Origin of the sequence: Vibrio sp., from assembly GCF_047973365.1 — a bacterium.
GTDB lineage: Bacteria > Pseudomonadota > Gammaproteobacteria > Enterobacterales > Vibrionaceae > Vibrio.
The window spans coordinates 1-19,942 of the sequence record NZ_JBKEBW010000135.1; the positions used below are offsets into that span (position 1 = coordinate 1).

The following is a 19,942-nucleotide window of genomic DNA, read 5'->3' on the forward strand; positions in this document are numbered from 1 at the left end:
CTTGGATATAAGCCGCCGTTTAGATTTATCCGAATGAGTAGTTGGAGAAATGCGCAAAGTCCTCTAGCCAGTTATGCGATGCCAAACCAATGGTTCAACGAACTGGGGTTGGTAAATCTTGAGCAAGTAGGAACAGGGTATGTGTTTAGCAATTATGCTGAATGGAAGTATGCATGAGCCGTATACGAGGTCCGTACGTACGGTTCTGTGAGAGGGATGAGGCGGTAACGCCTCACCCTACTCGATATATCAATTTATTGGCTATTACGTTAGCTATAAAAAGAAAAGGACGCTATGAAAACGATAAAAAAACAAGGTGTCTTATTAGCCAATTTAGGCACCCCACAAGCTGCTACTGCCGTTGAAGTTAAACGCTTCTTAGCTGAATTTCTTCGTGATCAACGCGTGGTCGATCTCAGTCCTTGGCAATGGTATCCCATTCTTCATTGTTTTATTTTGCCACGTCGTTCACCTCGTGTAGCAAAGTTGTATGAGTCAATCTGGATGGATGAAGGTTCGCCATTGATGGTTTACTCTCTGCGCCAAAGAGAAAAGCTCAAACAGTTAATTGGATTACCAGTTGAACTTGGAATGACTTATGGTCAGCCAAGCTTGAGTTCTGGTTTAGAGAGACTGCATCAACAAGGCGTTGAAGAGGTTATTGTTTTACCTTTGTATCCACAATACTCTTCGTCAACAACCGCAGCCGTGTTTGATGGATTAGCTAAAGCAATCAAAGCAATTCCCACAATGCCAGAGATAAAATTTATCCGTGATTACTTCAATCATCCTCTTTATATACAAGCGTTAGCAAGCCGTGTACGCGAGTCATGGAACATCAATGGGCAAGGGGACTTACTCATTTGTTCATATCACGGTATTCCGAAACGATACGCTGAAAACGGTGATATTTACCCTCAACATTGTGCTGAAACGACCCGTTTGTTGGCCCTAGAATTAGGTTTAGCTGAAGACAAAGTACTGATGACTTATCAATCTCAATTTGGTAAGGAGGAGTGGTTACAGCCATATACAGATAAGACGATGGAATCACTTCCTGAAAAAGGCATCAAGAAATTGGATATTCTCTGTCCTGCATTTTCAGTCGATTGTTTGGAAACATTGGAAGAGATAGCCGGAGAGAATAAAGCATTGTTTTTAGAGGCGGGTGGCGAGTCGTTTAATTACATCCCTTGTTTGAATGCTGATGACACCCATATCGAAATGATGAAAGCTCTTGTCTTGAGTTAATACTATTCTGGAACATTTCGCCGCTATTCAGTCTGATCGTATTTTTATCTAGAATAATGGCATAAATGTTTTGTTCGCAGAAACAAAAAGGATCACAATACGTGATCCTTTGTCGTCTTGAAACGTTAATTAAGCGGGTTGAACTTCCGTTTGTTTTTCGTCTGTATCAGCTTCAACGTAGCCTTCAGCACCGTGCATCCAAAAGACTAACTTATTTGCAAACAGCAATAAGATAGTACCAGATACGGTGGCAGTCACGGCAATGCCACTAAAGATTGCCATCGCGCCAAGCTCACCGACATGTGAACCCACGTAACCTGCAACGTAGTTTGCGATAGCGTTACAACCGAACCATGCACCCATCATTAAAGATGCAAGACGTAGCGGAGCCAGTTTAGTCACCAATGAAAGACCAATTGGTGATAGACATAGTTCACCCAGCGTATGGAAGAAGAATGCACCGACTAGCCAAAGCATAGACGTTTTTATTGTTGTGTCGCCACCTTGCTCTAGCACGGCACCGACCATACATAGGAAACCAAGCGCGAGGAAGAACATCGCAAGCGCGAATTTAACCGGAGAGTTAGGTTCACGTTTACCCAATTTCACCCAGAACACAGCAAGTACTGGCGCCAGAGTAATAATGAAGAATGGGTTTAATGACTGGAACCATGCCGCTGGTATTTCAAAACTACCAATCATACGATCGGTATATTGCTGGGTGTAGATGTTCATCAGACCACCAGCTTGCTCGAAGCCTGCCCAGAAAACGATAGTAAACAGACTCATGATTAAGATGACTTTAATACGGTCAAATTCTTCTTTCGTCAGCGGTTGCTTAGTTTGCGACTTGGTTTTTTCCATCGCACGCTTTGCTGCAGGAACTTTACCAATATCACCTAGCCATGATTGAGCAAGGGTCATTTGCATAACCAGGCTGATTAGCATACCGATACCTGCTGCAACGAATCCCGCTTTCCAGCCGAAAGAGTTAGTTACTGAACCTGCAACAACCCCAGCAAGTAGGGCGCCAAGGTTTATACCCATGTAGAAGATAGTGAATGCACCGTCACGACGGTGGTCACCTTCTCTATATAGGTCACCTACCATAGTCGAAATGTTTGGCTTAAACAGGCCATTACCGGTGATAAGCAGAGCAAGACCCAGGTAGAATGAGTGCATCGGTGCAATACCGAGCGCTTCTGCAGGCATTGCAAGGGTGAATTGACCAATAGCCATTAATGCACCACCGATCAAAATTGAACGGCGCTGACCCAGATAGTTATCCGCGAGGAAACCACCAATAAGCGGAGTAATGTATACCAAACCGGTATAAGTGCCATACAGATCCAGTGCGTCTTTTGTTGACCAACCAAGGCCACCATTAATCGTCGCATCTGTTAAATAGAGCACTAAGATCGCTCTCATTGCGTAATATGAGAAACGCTCCCAAAGCTCAGTACTAAATAAAAGAAATAAGCCACGTGGGTGGCCAAAATATTGTTGTTGGTTTTGCATAGTAAATACTACAGTCATCGTTATATTTTTAGTGGGCGATAGATATACATTGGTAACAGCGATATTTCAAATGATTTAATTTTGTAAATAAGTGCAATTGGTGGTTTTTCGTTCTGAGTGCTATTGTTATTGCAGGATATTCGAGTTTGTTATCATTTGTGGAAACTAATTTTTTACTGCGTAATCTCTTGTTGCAATAAATAGTGGTTTTTATGTTATCAGTTATGGCGCGAAGTTGATGGGCATGTGTCTTTAATCATGACTCGGCATAGCGATAGTGGTAGCATGACAAAAATTTTATTGGTTAAGAATATGAAACGTTGGTATCTGCTTTATTGTAAAAGAGGTGAACAGCTTAGAGCTAAAGCCCATTTGGAAAATCAAGGCGTTGAGTGTTATTACCCAGAAATAACGGTAGAAAAGATCTTAAGAGGGAAACGGCAGTCAGTGGCTGAACCGCTTTTCCCTTGTTATATATTTGTCCGTTTTGATTTTGAGAAAGGGCCGACTTTTACTACCGTGCGCTCTACCCGAGGTGTTGCAGACTTTGTTCGCTTTAGCGCTCAGCCTAAAGAGCTGCAGGGTGATCTGATTTATGAACTTAAACAGATGGATATGAGCGAGCAAAGCTTGGTCGTCTCTCAAACACCAAAACAAGGCCAAGTGCTTAAAGTAACTGGGGGACAATTCTCTGGCATAGACGCGATTTACCAAGAAGCGGATGGGGAAACACGATCGCTGATGCTGATTAAGCTCATCAACCAACCTGTTATTATGAGCATCGATAATAAAGACTTAGAACTGAAGTAGGGTTTGTTGGCAAATCTAAAGGAAACAAAAAAGGCGCCATTTGAAATTCAAATGGCGCCTTTTTGATATTCACGGAAGGTTAGTAAGCTTCGTTGTGAACGGCTTTCACCGCACGACCTGATGGGTCGATACAGTTTTTGAATGACTCATCCCATTCAATAGCTTTTGCCGATGAACATGCTACTGAAGGTCCGCCAGGAACACATTGAGCTGCTGACTCTAATGGGAATAGCTCTTCGAAAATTTCGCGATACACATAACCTTCTTTTGTCGTTGGCGTGTTGTATGGGAAACGGTATTGAGCGGTTTCCATCTGCTGGTCTGTTACTTTTGCTTCCGCTGTTGCTTTTAGCGTATCAATCCAGTTGTAACCTACGCCGTCAGAGAACTGCTCTTTTTGACGCCATGCGATAGATTCAGGCAGATAATGCTCAAAACACTCACGTAGAATGTGTTTCTCCATCTTGCCGTTGCCACACATTTTATCTGCAGGGTTTAGGCGCATCGCTACATCAATAAACTCTTTATCTAAGAAAGGTACACGACCTTCAACGCCCCAAGCTGCAAGAGATTTGTTAGCACGAGCACAGTCAAACAAGTTTAGCGCAAGCAGTTTACGTACAGTTTCTTCATGGAACTCTTGAGCATTTGGTGCTTTGTGGAAGTATAAGTAACCACCGAAGATTTCATCCGCACCTTCGCCAGACAGTACCATCTTGATGCCCATCGCTTTGATCTTACGACCCATGAGATACATAGGCGTAGATGCACGAATGGTTGTTACGTCATAAGTTTCGATGTGGTAAATCACATCACGAATCGCATCAAGACCTTCTTGAATAGTGTAAGTGAATTCATGGTGAACAGTGCCGATCTTATCCGCCACTTCACGAGCGGCTTTAAGATCGGGAGCGCCTTCCAGACCAACAGCAAATGAGTGTAGCTGCGGCCACCATGCTGCCGATTTCTCATCATCTTCAATACGCATTGCCGCATAACGTTTTGCCACTGCCGAAGTAATGGATGAATCTAGACCGCCAGATAGCAGTACACCGTAAGGCACGTCTGTCATTAGTTGGCGTTTAACCGCGGCTTCCAGAGCGGCGGTCAGCTCTTCTTTACTGCTAGTGTTACCGCTTACCGCTGCGTACTCGTTCCAGTCACGTACGTAGTAACGTGTTGGTTGTTTATCTTTCGAGCTGTAGTAGCTACCTGGAGGGAATTCGCTCAGAGTTTTACACACCGGCACCAGTGCTTTCATTTCCGAAGCAACATAATAGTTTCCGTGCTCATCTTGACCTTGGTATAGCGGGATAATACCAATATGGTCGCGGCCGACTAAATATTCGTCTTTCTCTTCATCGTAAAGAACGAAAGCAAAGATCCCATTGAGTTCTTCTAGCAGGTCAACACCTTTATCTTGGTATAGTGCCAAGATGACTTCACAGTCAGAGTCTGTTTGGAATTGGTATTTGCCTTCGTAACGAGCACGGATCTCTTTGTGGTTATAAATCTCACCGTTCACCGCTAGGATAAGTTTTTTGTCTGGGCTGTATAAAGGTTGTGCCCCGCTATTTAGACCAACAATCGCTAAACGCTCATGCGCCAAAATTGCCTTGTCTGATGCATAGATACCGGACCAGTCTGGACCACGGTGACGGAGTTTTTTCGACATTTCCAATGCCACTGGACGTAGCGCAGCTGCATCACTTTTGATGTCTAAGATGCCAAAGATAGAGCACATACAACTTCCTTTAGTAAACGAGTTTTAAGCAGATGCTTCCAATTTGCCATTTTGATTAAAAAAAACAACCCATGATTGATAGAAATTTTAAACAAACAAAGCTAAGGTGAATAATATTTAAATATTATTTTATTTTGTTAGAGGAACTCTAACTTGTGATGAAAAAAACATCACTTAGAATAAAAAAGAGTACTTAGAATAAAAAAAGCACTTAGTGCTCTTTTCTCTAAATATTAGTGCTTCACAAAAGTAGGGTTCAACTGCTCACAAACATGGCGGGCAAAACCAGAGCCAGCTTCCCGATAGATGTTAAATGCCGCATGTGCTCCTTTCTCGATCAAGTTATCTAACTGATCGGGATATTCAGCAATTGCCGCTATTTGTCCACTGAATGAGCGCTTTTTCAGTTGCTCTAGCGCTATTTGATTCGCCTGATGATGAGGCATAGCTAACAGCACCATTTTGACGTTGCCAGTGTCGAGAATTCTTTCCCAGAAATCAGGGTCAGTAGCGTCGCCAGAGATCACATTCCTGCCTTCATTTCTGTGTTCCTGAGCGGTATCTTCTCTCAATTCCACGCCCAAGCAGATGTTCCCATAGCGAGCGTGAAACTCCTCATAGGCACCCGTACCGATGCGTCCCATTCCGAGAATGACGAGTTGAGAGCTTCCGGGGCTGATGAACCTGTCTCTGATATTAATACGTTCAGCCGTTTGTTCTTTTAGCCATTGTGCCAAGTAATGGTAGATTTCATGCCCTTTACGGACTATCGGTGCAGTAATAATAAAAGACAGTGGCACTGAAATGGCTAATGCGACTAAGATGTCTCCAGATAGCCAACCCATTTTGAATGCCAGTCCGCCGACGATAAGTCCGAACTCACTGAAATTCAATAAAGAAATGGTTGCCAACAGCGACGTTCGCACACGGAAGCGAAACTTATTTAACACTAAGAAGTACAAAATACCTTTTAGTGGCAGCAGTAGTAGCAACAAGAGCGCGAGTAAGAAACCCGTAACAGTGGGTTGCTCTGATAATCCAATGTTTAAGAAAAAACAAACGAGGAACAGCTCTTTCATATTGAACAGAGATTTAGATAATTCTGATGCTTTGCTGTGTCCAGCTAGCATCATGCCTAATATTAGTGCGCCTAAATCTGGCTTCATTCCTACGAATTCAAATAAGCCTGCACCAACCACTAAAGCAAAGAATATCCCAGCTAAAACCAGCATCTCACCGTGACCAACCCAATCGAGAATTTTAAAAAATAGTGGTCGAATAACAGGAAGCAAGAATAGAGCAATTGCATACCATTCTGGAATTTTACCAGTAGAAGCGGTTAAGAAAATAACGGCGAAAATGTCCTGCATAACAAGAATACCAATGGCAATCGTGCCATAGGTTGCATTCATTTCGCCTTTTTCTTGCAGTGATTTGACGGCAAACACGGTACTTGAAAAAGAAAGGGCAAAGCCTAGCAAAATAATGCTTGATACAGAGACTAATGCAAGACTGTCTAAGCCGAGATACTTGAATCCGATCAGTACTAAACTAAATACAGCGGTCGATAAAAGGTTATGAATTGTGGCTCCTGCCCAAATTTCCTTTGCTAATAGGGTTTTAACGTCTAGCTTTAAACCAATGGTAAACAGCAGCAGCGTTACACCGAGATCGGCCAACAGGGAAATGGTCTCATTTGATTCAAAACCAAAGGCATGCAAAGCAAAACCTGCAATAAGAAAACCCACAAGGGGAGGGAGATTGCACTTGAGTGCAATAAAACCAGCGATGAATGCCGTTGTAATTAAAATAATTTCCATTGGTAACCGTTATACCGTTCTAGAAAACTTTCTGATCAGTGAATGGGCATCGATAAGCAAACCCTCTGAGCCAAGGATGGCTCAGCGGAGCCCCATGGAAGGGTTTATGCGTGTTTGTGTTCGATGCCCATTCGCTGTTCCACCAATGCCCAATTTGATCATATTTTTACCTAGGATACCCGTTGCTTGCCAGATACAAAAAAGGCTGTGTCTATTTAGTAAACACAGCCGAGCATTATAGGGTAATCAGTGGCTTATACCAACGTAGATAAGTCTTAATCTTCTAGAAGTTTTTGTAACAAGACACCATTCAGCATCGCCCGCTTAATCATAGCAAAAGCGCTGAGTGTAGGCTGTTTGTCGAGCAACGAGGCTTCAATTGGTAAGTTGCTATGAAATGATTTAAGCGATTGATTTTCTACGTTGCGTTGAATTGCTGGGAAAAGAATCTCTTTAGCTTCAGTGATCGCACCAGCAATGATGACTTTTTGTGGGTTAAATAAGTTGATAGTAATTGCAATTGCTTTACCCAATTGATTTCCCACTCTCACTAACGCTTGTTTTGAAAGTTCATCACCGTTATTAGCATGCTCACAAATTTCGTGAATGGTAATCGCATCGACTTGTGAAAGACTAGATTCATAGCCCTGAGTAATGAGCTTGTTAACTCGATTCACGATAGCAGGGTTCGTTGCTACGGTTTCCAGACAACCGAAGTTCCCACATTGGCATTGTTCGCCGAGTGGATCGATTTGAATATGGCCGATTTCACCAACGTTGCGGTTAAACCCTAAGAACACTTGCCCGTTGACGATAATGCCTGCGCCTGTGCCTCGGTGAACGCTAACTAATATCGAATCCTGACAGTCTTGGCTAGCGCCAAAGTAGTGTTCCGCGAGTGCCATTCCTCTGACATCGTTGCCAACAAAACATTCCACATGGAAGTGCTGTTTTACAATCTCACCTAAAGGCAGGGCATTGACTTTGACATTGGGCATGTAATCAACCACCCCGGTTTCTGGATTGACTAACCCTGGTAAGGCGATGCCAATGGCGATAAGTTGGTTTGTTGATGCAGCATGTTGCATTGTAAAATTTTTGAGATGAGTTAAAAAACCATCGATAAGTTCATTCTGGCTGGTATAGAGAAACTCTTGATAATCAGAAGCAAGCTCTGTCGCCCCTAAATCAAACAGGCTGAACTGAATGTAGTCGCGCCCTAAACGCACGGCGATTGAGTGAAATGGAGCAACTTCAGTGGTCAAAGAAATGGCTCTTCGACCACCAGTAGAAGCTTGTTGTGCGACCTCTTTGATAAGGCCGCGTTCTAAAAGTTGGCGGGTTATTTTTGTCACACTTGCCGGAGCAAGTTGACTTACATCGGCAACCTGTATTCGAGAAATAGGACCTTGTTGGTCTATTAATCGATATACTGCAGCACTGTTTAGCTGCTTGACTAGATCTACGTTACCTATTTGTCCGCCATTCATTATTACTTATGCTCGTATTGTCCGTTAACCACAGTCGCTTTTACGTTAAAGTCACGGTCAAAAACAGTTAGGTTGGCAATCATGCCTTGCTTAATTCGACCCAATTTGTGGTCAACCCCAATTGCTTTTGCTGGATACAGAGTAGCCATCCTCAGTGCTTCATCTAAAGCGATGCCGACATGCTCAACCGTATTTTGAACTGCTTCAATCATTGTAAGGGCTGAGCCGCCAAGTGTGCCGTTTTCATCGATACACTTGCCATCTTGGTAATATACTTTCTTACCGACAAAAATAAAGTAATCCATTTCAGTGCCTGCTGGAGCTGTGGCATCTGTCACTAATACGAGCTTTTCGCCCTTGATTTTATGAGCGATGCGGATGTTGGCGTAATCGACGTGGAAGCCGTCAGCAATGATGCCTGCGTATACTTCTGGCGTGTCGAAAATCGCACCAACGACTCCCGGTTCGCGACCTTGCATAGGCGTCATTGCATTAAACAAATGAGTCGCGAAGGTAATTCCTGATTCAAAGCCTTTACGAGCTTCTTGATATGTCGCGTTGGTATGACCAATCGAAACGACGATACCTGCTTTAGCCAATTGCGCTACGTGTGATGGATTATTTTTCTCTGGCGCCAGCGTGACTTTAGTGATGACGTCACTGTTTTCACACATCAGGTTAATCATGGCGTCATCCGACTCGCGAATAAAGTCTACGTTATGGATGCCTTTTTTCTCAATATTCAGATATGGGCCTTCGAGGTGAAGTCCAAGAGAATGGTGACTGTACTTTTGGCGATAGTCACGCTCAGCGGCAATGGCTTGGCGCATGTTGTCATCTGAAGAAGTAATCAGCGTTGGTAAAAAACTTGTACAACCTGATTTAAGGTTAGCTTGATGCATGGTATGGATAGTATCAGCGGTTATTTCATCATTGAACATGACACCGCCACAGCCATTGAGTTGTAAGTCAATAAATCCCGGGCTAAGGTTTGCACCGTTAAGATCTTGGCACTCCATGTCACTCGGAAGATTTTGTTCAGGAATAATGGCATGAATGGTATCAGTATCAATAATCACAGCATGACCAGATAGTACATCGCTGCCAGTGTATACCTTACAGTTAGTTAGTGCGTACATAATTAACGAATCCTCGTCGATAGACATTTTATAATTTTAGGAGCGATAAGCTGATATTGTCTCTAAAGAGTACGGTTTGAACGGACTCTTTGCTAACTTTTATCAAATCGCGAAATATCTTTAGGCTCAGAGGTCACTAAAAAGGTTCCTCTAGCTCATTATTCGGTGCCTTATTTACCTCAGTGATGTAATCGGCAAATAGCTTTATTAATTAGTATAATCTCTTTGGTTATAAGACATTACATCACTTAGTTATGAGTCGCATAGTACCGATATATTAGCGTTTTTTTATATTGTAAAATAAGTTTTATGATCTCGCTAGCAAAAAGCTCGAATTATGTCTATTTGAGGTGATTACGGTCACAATTGATGAGGTTTTAATTTGCGGAGCAAAATTATTGACATACACTGACTATGACTAAATTGGGCGACTAAAATAAGTTTGCCGATATTTATAAAATCCTATAGGGGGAACTTACGGTGAATATTCTTGGATATGCGCAAAAGCTAGGTAAAGCATTGATGCTACCTATCGCAACGTTACCCGTTGCAGCTATCTTATTACGTCTAGGTCAGGGCGACCTACTAGACATTCCATTTATGGCAGAAGCTGGTGGTGCTATCTTTGGACAGCTACCTCTTCTATTTGGCCTTGGTATTGCGATTGGTCTTTCTAAAGACGGCTCTGGCGCTGCGGGCTTAGCGGGCGCAGTAGCGTACTTCGTACTAACAGCAACAGCAAAAACCATCGATCCTTCAATTAACATGTCGTTCTTCGGCGGTATCTTTGCCGGTATTATCGCAGGTCATACTTACAACGCTTTTCACGCTACTCGTCTTCCTGAATGGTTAGCGTTCTTCTCTGGTAAGCGACTTGTTCCTATCATGGCGGGTCTATTTGCACTGGTTGCTGGTGCAATCTCTGGTGTTGTATGGCCAAGCATTCAGGGTGGTCTAGATGCGCTTGCTCATGCCGTTTCAACTTCTGGATCAGTCGGTCAGTTTGTTTACGGTACTTTAAACCGTGCGCTAATCCCTGTTGGTTTACACCACGTTCTTAACTCGTACTTCTGGTTTGGTATGGGTACGTGTCAAGAAATCGTAGTATCAGGTGCTCAAGCTGCTGGTCAAGCTCTACCTGCATTACAAAAACTTTGTGTGGACCCTTCTATTGCTAAAGCTTTAGTGGTTGGTCAAGAGCACACATTTAATTTCCAAAATGCAGTGAACCCTGAAATCACAGCTGTGGTGAAAGAAGTAACTGAAACCATGAAATCTGGCGACCTACACCGTTTCTTCGGTGGCGATAAGAGCGCTGGTGTATTCATGAACGGTTTCTTCCCAATCATGATGTTCGGTCTACCTGGTGCAGCATTAGCTATGTACTTTGCAGCGCCTGCAGAAAAACGTCATCAAGTGGGTGGTGCGTTGTTCTCTGTTGCTTTCTGTTCATTCCTAACAGGTATCACAGAACCTCTAGAGTTCATGTTCGTGTTCCTGGCGCCTGCACTATATGCAATGCACGCAGTGTTTACTGGGCTAGCTTTAGTTGTTGCGAACATGTTTGGTACGCTACACGGCTTTGGTTTCTCTGCTGGTCTAATCGACTTCGCACTAAACTGGGGTCTAGCAACTAAACCGGTAACGCTACTCATCATTGGTCTAGCGTTCTTCGCTCTGTACTTCTTCACATTCACATTTGCAATCCGTACTTTCAATTTGAAGTCACCGGGTCGTGAAGATGATGATGAAGCGGTTGCTGCACCTTCTCGTTCAGGTGCTGACAAAGGTGAATTAGCACGTCAATACCTAAAAGCGCTTGGTGGTCATGAGAACCTAACCACTATCGACGCTTGTATTACTCGTCTACGTCTAACACTAAAAGATCGTTCAGTGGCTGACGAAGCGGTACTGAAAAAATTAGGTGCTAAAGGTGTCGTTAAGCTTGGCGAAAACAACCTTCAAGTTATCCTTGGTCCCCTAGCTGAAATCGTGGCAGGTGAGATGAAAGCAATTAGTGCTACGGAAGATTTATCTGGCGTAAAACTACCATAATAGCCATTGTCTTTAATATCAGACGTTTTTAGTTAAAATTGAAGCCTTCGCCTTATGCGAAGGCTTTTTGCTTTGTCAGGTGTTGACTACATAACAAGCGAAGTAATGATTATTTCTGAATTAATCCGCAGTTTTTATTGTGAAAACGCCCAGAATTGTGGATCATTGAACGCAATATTTCTGTAAATTGTGGCTAAGTTGGCCCAAACAGAAAAACTTTCTGCCAGTATTAAATTATTTTGAGGTGCTATAGATGAGTGAAGCTGAGGCTCGTCCATCGAACTTCATTCGCCAAATCATAGATAAAGATTTAGCGGATGGTAAACACACTAGCGTGCATACTCGTTTCCCGCCAGAGCCTAACGGTTATCTACATATCGGTCACGCGAAGTCGATTTGTTTGAACTTTGGTATCGCTCAAGACTATCAGGGCCAGTGTAATTTGCGTTTTGATGACACAAACCCAGAGAAAGAAGACATCGAATACGTTGAATCAATTAAGAAAGATGTAAGTTGGCTAGGATTTGAATGGTCTGGTGATATCTGCTACTCATCTGACTATTTTGACAAGTTATACCAATATGCGTTGGAGCTTATCAACAAAGGTTTGGCTTATGTTGAAGAGCTGACTCCAGAGCAGATCCGCGAATACCGCGGTACGTTAACCACGCCGGGTAAACATAGCCCTTATCGTGAGCGTAGCGTTGAAGAAAACCTGGCTCTGTTTGAAAAAATGAGAACAGGTGGCTTTAAAGAAGGTGAAGCTTGTTTGCGTGCTAAAATCGACATGGCTTCTTCATTTATCGTTATGCGTGATCCTGTTATCTACCGTGTTCGTTTTGCCGATCATCATCAAACGGGTGACAAGTGGTGCATCTACCCAATGTACGACTTTACGCACTGTATTTCCGATGCATTGGAAGGCATTACGCACTCGATTTGTACTTTGGAATTCCAAGACAACCGTCGTCTTTATGATTGGGTTTTAGACAACATCACTATTGGTTGTCATCCGCGTCAATACGAATTCAGCCGTCTGAATCTAGAATACACAGTGATGTCTAAGCGTAAGCTAAACCAACTGGTGACTGAGAAATTGGTCAATGGTTGGGATGATCCTCGAATGCCAACCATTTCTGGTCTGCGTCGTCGTGGATTCACTGCGGCATCTATTCGCGAATTCTGTAAGCGCATTGGTGTCACGAAACAAGACAACATGATTGAGTTCAGTTCACTTGAATCATGTATTCGCGACGACCTTAACAACAATGCACCACGTGCAATGGCTGTTTTGGATCCAGTGAAAATTGTGATTGAAAACTTTGCTGCCGATAGCGTAGAAGTATTGAATCTTGCCAATCATCCAAATAATCCGGAAATGGGTTCTCGCGATGTACCTTTCACTCGCGAAGTATGGATAGAACGTGAAGACTTCCGTGAAGAAGGTAACAAGAAGTACAAGCGTTTGGTTCTAGGTAAGGAAGTTCGACTACGCGGTGCTTATGTGATTAAAGCTGAACGTGTAGAGAAAGATCAAGACGGCAACATCACGACTATCTACTGTACTTATGACCCTGAGACTTTGGGTAAAAACCCAGAAGATGGTCGTAAAGTGAAAGGTGTTATTCACTGGGTATCCGCTGATAAAGGTTTATCTGCTGAATTCCGTCTTTACGATCGCCTATTTACCGTTGCAAACCCTGCAGCGGCGGACGATTTCGCCGCAACGATTAACCCAGAGTCACTGATTAAAGTCAATGGTTTTGTTGAGCCAAGCCTTGTCACAGCAGAAGCTGAAGTGGGTTATCAGTTTGAGCGTGTGGGTTACTTTTGTGCAGACAACAAAGATTCCAAGCCTGAATATTTAGTGTTCAACCGTACCGTTGGTCTGCGCGATACGTGGGCGAAAATCGATTCAGAGTGACCTCATAAAGCAAAACTATCCGATCTAACTATCTAAAAGCCAGCTTAAAGCTGGCTTTTATTTTTTGAAGCGTCATTATGGTATTTGGGATAAGTGGCAAAAGCGCAATATTAGTGTGAGATTGCTGCGATTATTACGGTGTGAGCACATTTTTTGTTTTAGATCCTATAGTTTTACTTGTCTTATCCGATATATTTAACGGATTGTTATCTTTATTAATTCATAGCACCTAGCTGAGCCTTATATGCGTCAACTTTTTAAACGACTGTTACTGCCAATTGCTGTAGCGGCCGTGACTCAGACTTCTTTCGTTAGTGCAGAGAGTATTCGCCTTGTTGGTCCTAATGGCGAAGTTCAGTCCGCGCCACAATATAGTAGTGATATTGTTCGTAATCGAACCACCACGGCGACAGAGCCTTCAAGAGTTATTGGTCCTACTTCCGAAACAGACACTTTATGGTCGATTGCCTCGCGTATACGTCCTTCTACTCAAGTGTCTGTACAGCAAACCTTGTTAGCTATTTATCGTCTAAATCCCCAAGCGTTTGAAAACCAAAACATCCACAAACTGATTCCAGGTAGCACATTACGCATACCTTCTCTCGCTCAGGTGAGTCGTGTGTCAACTAAGGAAGCGGTTAGTGTTATGGCTGCGCATCAAGCTCGGCTTACACAGCAGCAAACTAAGCCAGTAACGACAGTGGTTACCTCGCCGGCGAAACCCGTTGTAGAAGCTAAACCGCAGGTGGCTGAAGCAGATAAAAATAAATCACCTGAACCTCAAGTCGCGTCTTTGCCTACAGAAATGCCTGTTATTGCGCCTAGTAACAGCAATGACAGCCCTAAAGAGGCGGTGACCGCTCAAAGTGAAATACAAGCTTTGGAAGAGAAGAACCTTAGGTTGAGATTGATGCTGGCTGAAGTTCAATCAGAAGTCAGTGGGTTGAAGCAAGAATTAGGTGATGAAAACCGTATTCGTTCTGAAGTTGAAAAATTATTAGCTGAAGAAAGAATCAAACGTGAAGAGACACAACGCCTTGCCCCTTCGAAGCTGGATGAACTGTTGGCCAATAACTGGGTTGTCGCGGCTCTCGCTTTAATCCCAGGTCTGTTTATTGCTCTATTGGTCGTCGTGTTGTTAGGTCGCCGCTCTGGTGCAAATCAAGCATCAACTTCTGCAACGTCAGAGAATTCGTTCAATGCGAATTCTGCTGCCGACGCTGTGGCGCCAATCGCTGTTGGCGATCCGTCTCTAGAAGACTTGGATGACGAATTGCTACTTAATGATGATCTATTCGGCAGCATGGATGAAAGCGATTCATTGTTCGGAGAAGAGAAGAAAGAAGAATCTTCACAAGCCGACGATGACGATATTTTTGCTGGTTTAGACGATAGCGATTTGGATTTCGACTTAGAAAGCGAAGATGGTGAAGATTTGTTCGCCGCTATTGATGATTCAGGCGATCTTGACACTGATTTCGGTGACTTATCGTCTAGCACTAACGGCATCAGTGTTAACGGCGATGAAAAAGCGCTTGGTTTGGAAGATATGGAACGCGCCCTTGACCAAGCCTCACAAAACTATGATGAAGACGACAGCATAGGTTTTGATTTGTCTGATGACGGCGAGATGTCACAAGCTGACATTGAATCACTACTGGCTGCAGACGAAGATTTGGAAGAGTTAGAGTCATCATCTCTTGATCAATCTATGTTAGATGAGCTTTTCTCCGCACAAGACGAAGAGGAGGATAGCTCGGAACCGCTAGATTTCGGCAGTCTGATTGATGATGAAAAATCCAATAATCGAGTTGAACCTGAAACGGCAACATTCGCATCTGATCAAGAAATAGACGATCTGTTTGCAAGTATTGAACAACAAGCTGATTTGGAGTCGTTGGAAGCGAATGCTAAGGATGAGAGTGCATTACTTGATGAACTGCTATTAGAAGATGACGAACCCGAGGTTGCAGCCAATAGCACGGCATTGCTTGATGAACTTTTAGCAGACGACGATTTCGCTAAAGATGATTCTGAGGGAAATGCTGCTGATGAAATGATGTTGGAGTTGGATGAATTATTGGGTGATTCTGAAATTCCTGACATTGATGAAAACAGTACGGCTTTATTGGATGATTTTGTCGGCGAGTTAACGGAACAGCCCGCAGGTTATGAAGATTTTTTAGCGGATGAGAACGCTCTGCAACAACATAAGTCTGCAGAAGAACAAGAGTCTGCAGAAGAAGACGAAAGTTTAGAGCTTTTCGATGAGTTGTTGAATATTGAGCATGGCTCTGATGCTGAAGAACATTCTGATGCTGAAGAACAATTCGATGAATTTAATAGCGCTAACTTCATTGATGATTTGATAACCAATGTCCCTCAATCCGATCCTCTGCTAGATGATGCATTTGAATCAGCGCCTTCAACAAGCGATGAGGAGTTTGAGTTAGATGACTTTGAGTTCAATCCAGAAATTGAAGGTGGCGAAACATCAGCTTCAGAGCAAGAACAAGTGGTTGCGAACGAGTTTGGCGTACCACAAGATGATGATTGGGTATTTGATGATCTGGAAGCTGACGTTGCAAATCTTGCAGTTGAAGAAACAGAATCTGAACAGCCGGAACAAGACATTGCTGATGAGTTTGATGATCTGGAACTGCCAGAATACACAGAGGAAGACGCGTTAGCCGATTCTCAATCAGAGCCAGAAGAAGAAATCTCTGAAGCTCAAAATGAGCAAGGTAAGCAAGAAGAGATTGACGTTGCAGAAGCTGTATCTGATGAAGTTGAACCAGAGCAGCCAGAGCAAGAGATTGCTGATGAGTTTGATGATCTGGAACTGCCAGAATACACAGAGGAAGATGCGTTAGCCGATTCTCAATCAGAGCCAGAAGAAGAAATCTCTGCAGCTCAAGATGAGCAAGATGAGCAAGGTAAGCAAGAAGAGATTGATGTTGCAGAAGTTGTGTCTGATGAAGTTGAACCAGAGCAGCCAGAGCAAGAGATCGCTGATGAGTTTGATGATCTGGAACTGCCAGAATACACAGAGGAAGATGCATTAGCCGATTCTGAATCAGAGCCAGAAACAGATTTAGCGGAAGTTGAGTCTGAAGTTGCCGATGCGGCATTTGAAGACTCTGAACTGCCCGAGTATACAGAAGAAGATGCTCTAGCAGACATGTTTACGCAAACGGATGAACTGGCTGATGAATCCGATGAACAACAGTTGGAAGATTCCTCGCTGTATCAAGATGTTGAGTTAGCCACAACGGAAGTCAATCTTAGTGATGTTTCAAAGCAAGAGTTTGACGAGCAGGCACTTTCAGATTGGTTGTCGGACGAAGAAAAGCAAGATACGCGTTATGCCTTTGATAAGCCTATCGATGCCAAGTCTGTTGACAGTGCTGGTATGGATATTGATGCCATGCTCGATATGGGCGGCGAAGATTGGAATGGGTTCAATTTAACGCCAGATCAACAAGCGACTATCTCTGATGAGGTTCCAGAGGCAGAGAAAGACGTATGGCATCCTGAGATCCAAGTGAAAGAGCCCGAGGTCGCTAAAGAAAATTGGGAGCATCAGGATGATTTTGCAGAGTTCGAACCTGCAACTCATCAATTTATGACTATCGATGATTTGATGGCTCAAGTTGAGAGCAATGATGGCAGCACACTGAATCTTGATAACGAAGAGTTAAAACTGGATGTAGGGCTCAACGAATTTCCAGATGTGATTGGTCACGTTAGTGATATTGACGTCGACAGCAACTCAGAAGCCGCCGGTAAACTTGATTTAGCAAAAATCTATATCGAGATGAACGATGATAAAGGGGCAATTAAGTTGTTAGAAGAAGCGATCGTTGATGGTAGCGATGAAATCAGACAACAAGCTAAGCACCTTATTGATGTCATTAATGGTCGAGCATAAATAGCCATAGTAGAAGAGGCAGCATAGGCTGCCTCTTTGTTTTAGGTGATATTAAGTTTTAGATGATGCTAAGTTTTAGGTGGTGCTAATGTTTTGTAGGTTAGAAATCTTATACGATTGATACTATACTGCCCGCCCCAAGGTCCTTAGACCTATAGTGATTAAGGGTAATACACCATGAGAATAGCGTTGGGTATTGAGTATGATGGTACTCATTACTTTGGTTGGCAGCGACAACGAGAGGTTGCAAGTGTGCAGGAAGAGCTGGAAAAAGCTCTGTCTGTTGTCGCCAATCATCCTGTTGAAGTCCAGTGTGCAGGGCGCACTGATGCTGGCGTACATGGCACTGGGCAAGTTGTGCATTTTGATACAACAGCAACACGCAAAACGGTTGCTTGGACAATGGGAACCAATGCAAACCTGCCAAAGAATATTGCAGTGCGATGGGCGAAAGAAGTGCCAGATGAATTCCATGCTCGTTTTACCGCAACAGCTCGTCGTTACCGTTATGTGATTTATAATCACCAATTCCGTCCGGGCATTTTGGCTTCCGGGGTGAGTCATTATCACGGTGAGCTTGATGTGGATAAAATGCATCAAGCCGGTCAATACTTGCTTGGTGAGAATGACTTCACGTCATTTCGAGCTGTGCATTGCCAGTCACGCAGTCCGTGGCGTAATATTATGCACTTAAATGTTACCCGTCATGAACGTTACGTAGTGATTGATATTAAAGCGAATGCTTTTGTTCACCATATGGTGCGTAATATCACAGGTAGCCTGATTGAGGTTGGTCGCGGTGAGAAAGAAGCCGAATGGATCCAATGGTTGTTGAAAGCCAAAGATCGTACCTTGGCAGGGGCAACGGCAAAAGCGGAAGGTTTATATTTGGTATCGGTGGATTACCCGCAAGAATTTGAATTGCCACAGCCACCAATCGGTCCGCTTTTTTTTCCTGATCATTTGAACTAATGTTGAACTAAAGTGCTGTAATTGGTTCAAAGTTATCAGTTGATTCGTATTGAAAATGAGCAGTATTAGGTGTGTGGGATTGGTACAAGAAATAGGTACAACCAGTTTTTTGTCTACAGTTGGCATTTTCTGTGCTTTAATCCCCACGCGTTATTGTTGAATTCAAATCTTTCGCATTGAGCGGGAGAGCACAAAGTAATAAGGTCTTCTATGAGTTGGCTTGAAAAGATTTTAGAAAAAAGCAACATAGTTACTTCACGTAAAGCATCGATTCCTGAAGGTGTTTGGACGAAGTGTACATCTTGTGAGCAGGTACTCTACCACGCAGAACTCGAGCGTAACCTCGAAGTTTGCCCTAAGTGTAATCACCATATGCGCATGAAAGCGCGTCGTCGTCTGGAAACTTTCCTAGACGAAAATAACCGTCATGAGATTGCACAAGAGCTTGAGCCTCAAGACAAACTGAAGTTTAAAGATTCAAAGCGTTATAAAGAACGTCTTGCGGCTGCGCAAAAGAGTAGTGGCGAGAAAGATGCGCTTATCGTGATGAATGGTGAGTTACACGGCATTCCTCTGGTTGCTTGTGCTTTTGAATTCTCATTCATGGGCGGTTCGATGGGTTCTGTTGTTGGTGCTCGTTTTGTTCGTGCGGTCGACTCTGCTATTGAAAGAAACTGTGGCTTAGTTTGTTTCTCGGCAAGTGGTGGTGCACGTATGCAAGAGGCATTGATGTCTCTAATGCAAATGGCGAAAACCAGCGCAGCGCTAGAGCGTTTATCAAATAAAGGCCTGCCGTTCATTTCGGTTATGACTGACCCAACCATGGGTGGCGTTTCAGCAAGCCTGGCTATGTTGGGTGATGTGAACATTGGTGAACCAAAAGCTCTGATCGGTTTTGCTGGTCGTCGTGTTATTGAACAAACAGTACGCGAAGATCTGCCAGAAGGTTTCCAACGCAGTGAATTCCTGCTTGAGCATGGTGCGATTGATATGATCGTTGATCGCCGCGAAATGCGTCAACGTATTGCTGGCCTTCTGGCGAAGATGACCAACCAAAAATCTCCTCTGGTTGTTTCTGTGAACGATGCGCCACAAGAGGCTGCATATTCAGTACCAGAAGCGAACAAAAAAGGGTAAAGTAGGCGCTAACTAAACCAAAGAAAACAATGGTTCTACGTTAGATGAAACGAAACCTAATTCCTCAAGCCACATCCTCACTATCGATGTGGCTTGACTATTTAACTCATATTCACACATCTGCAATTGATTTAGGCTTAGATCGCGTTCA

The 19,942-nt window shown here is 43.4% G+C and carries 12 protein-coding genes and 1 pseudogene; 8 read left to right on the plus strand and 5 right to left on the minus strand.

Annotated elements, in window-relative coordinates; all coding sequences use genetic code 11:
* Both ACK5MF_RS16810 and hemH read left to right on the plus strand, forming a co-directional pair.
* Positions 1-177, plus strand: a pseudogene (locus ACK5MF_RS16810) (group II intron reverse transcriptase/maturase); the annotation flags it as partial.
* A 117-nt stretch (positions 178-294) separates the two neighbouring features.
* Positions 295-1,251, plus strand: coding sequence for a ferrochelatase (gene hemH, locus ACK5MF_RS16815; RefSeq protein ID WP_416923717.1), 957 nt, complete (start codon positions 295-297; stop codon positions 1,249-1,251).
* A gap of 129 nt (positions 1,252-1,380) precedes the next feature.
* Here the strand turns inward: hemH and ACK5MF_RS16820 are convergent, their stop codons facing one another.
* Positions 1,381-2,769, minus strand: coding sequence for a peptide MFS transporter (locus ACK5MF_RS16820; RefSeq protein WP_416923727.1), 1,389 nt, complete (start codon positions 2,767-2,769; stop codon positions 1,381-1,383).
* A gap of 312 nt (positions 2,770-3,081) precedes the next feature.
* Between ACK5MF_RS16820 and rfaH the strand changes: the two genes are divergently transcribed.
* Positions 3,082-3,579 (plus strand): transcription/translation regulatory transformer protein RfaH, encoded by a 498-nt coding sequence (gene rfaH, locus ACK5MF_RS16825; RefSeq protein ID WP_416923728.1) that lies wholly within the window; start codon positions 3,082-3,084, stop codon positions 3,577-3,579.
* Between the two features lie 79 nt (positions 3,580-3,658).
* On the opposite strand, the gene asnB is transcribed toward rfaH, so the two are convergent.
* The 4 genes from asnB to nagA form a co-directional block, all read right to left on the minus strand.
* Positions 3,659-5,323 carry an asparagine synthase B gene (asnB, locus tag ACK5MF_RS16830; RefSeq protein ID WP_416923718.1) on the minus strand — a complete coding sequence of 555 codons (1,665 nt, stop codon included), beginning with the start codon at positions 5,321-5,323 and terminating at the stop codon, positions 3,659-3,661.
* A 233-nt stretch (positions 5,324-5,556) separates the two neighbouring features.
* Complete coding sequence (locus tag ACK5MF_RS16835) at positions 5,557-7,143, minus strand: cation:proton antiporter (RefSeq protein WP_416923719.1); 1,587 nt, start codon at positions 7,141-7,143, stop codon at positions 5,557-5,559.
* A 275-nt stretch (positions 7,144-7,418) separates the two neighbouring features.
* Positions 7,419-8,633 carry a DNA-binding transcriptional regulator NagC gene (nagC, locus tag ACK5MF_RS16840; protein WP_416923720.1) on the minus strand — a complete coding sequence of 405 codons (1,215 nt, stop codon included), beginning with the start codon at positions 8,631-8,633 and terminating at the stop codon, positions 7,419-7,421.
* A gap of 2 nt (positions 8,634-8,635) precedes the next feature.
* On the minus strand, positions 8,636-9,772 hold the full coding sequence (gene nagA, locus ACK5MF_RS16845) for an N-acetylglucosamine-6-phosphate deacetylase (protein ID WP_416923721.1): 1,137 nt from the start codon (positions 9,770-9,772) through the stop codon (positions 8,636-8,638).
* A 480-nt stretch (positions 9,773-10,252) separates the two neighbouring features.
* On the opposite strand from nagA, the gene nagE reads away from it, so the two are divergent.
* The 5 genes from nagE (at position 10,253) to accD (ending at position 19,791) form a co-directional block, all read left to right on the plus strand.
* Complete coding sequence (gene nagE, locus ACK5MF_RS16850; protein WP_416923722.1) at positions 10,253-11,827, plus strand: N-acetylglucosamine-specific PTS transporter subunit IIBC; 1,575 nt, start codon at positions 10,253-10,255, stop codon at positions 11,825-11,827.
* Between the two features lie 253 nt (positions 11,828-12,080).
* Positions 12,081-13,751 (plus strand): glutamine--tRNA ligase, encoded by a 1,671-nt coding sequence (gene glnS / locus ACK5MF_RS16855; RefSeq protein ID WP_416923723.1) that lies wholly within the window; start codon positions 12,081-12,083, stop codon positions 13,749-13,751.
* A 244-nt stretch (positions 13,752-13,995) separates the two neighbouring features.
* Positions 13,996-17,682, plus strand: coding sequence for a FimV/HubP family polar landmark protein (locus ACK5MF_RS16860; RefSeq protein ID WP_416923724.1), 3,687 nt, complete (start codon positions 13,996-13,998; stop codon positions 17,680-17,682).
* A 177-nt stretch (positions 17,683-17,859) separates the two neighbouring features.
* Positions 17,860-18,654 carry a tRNA pseudouridine(38-40) synthase TruA gene (gene truA / locus ACK5MF_RS16865; RefSeq protein ID WP_416923725.1) on the plus strand — a complete coding sequence of 265 codons (795 nt, stop codon included), beginning with the start codon at positions 17,860-17,862 and terminating at the stop codon, positions 18,652-18,654.
* Between the two features lie 210 nt (positions 18,655-18,864).
* A complete protein-coding gene (gene accD, locus ACK5MF_RS16870; protein WP_416923726.1) occupies positions 18,865-19,791 on the plus strand; it encodes an acetyl-CoA carboxylase, carboxyltransferase subunit beta in 927 nt (308 codons plus the stop codon).
* The last annotated feature ends 151 nt before the right edge of the window (positions 19,792-19,942 follow it).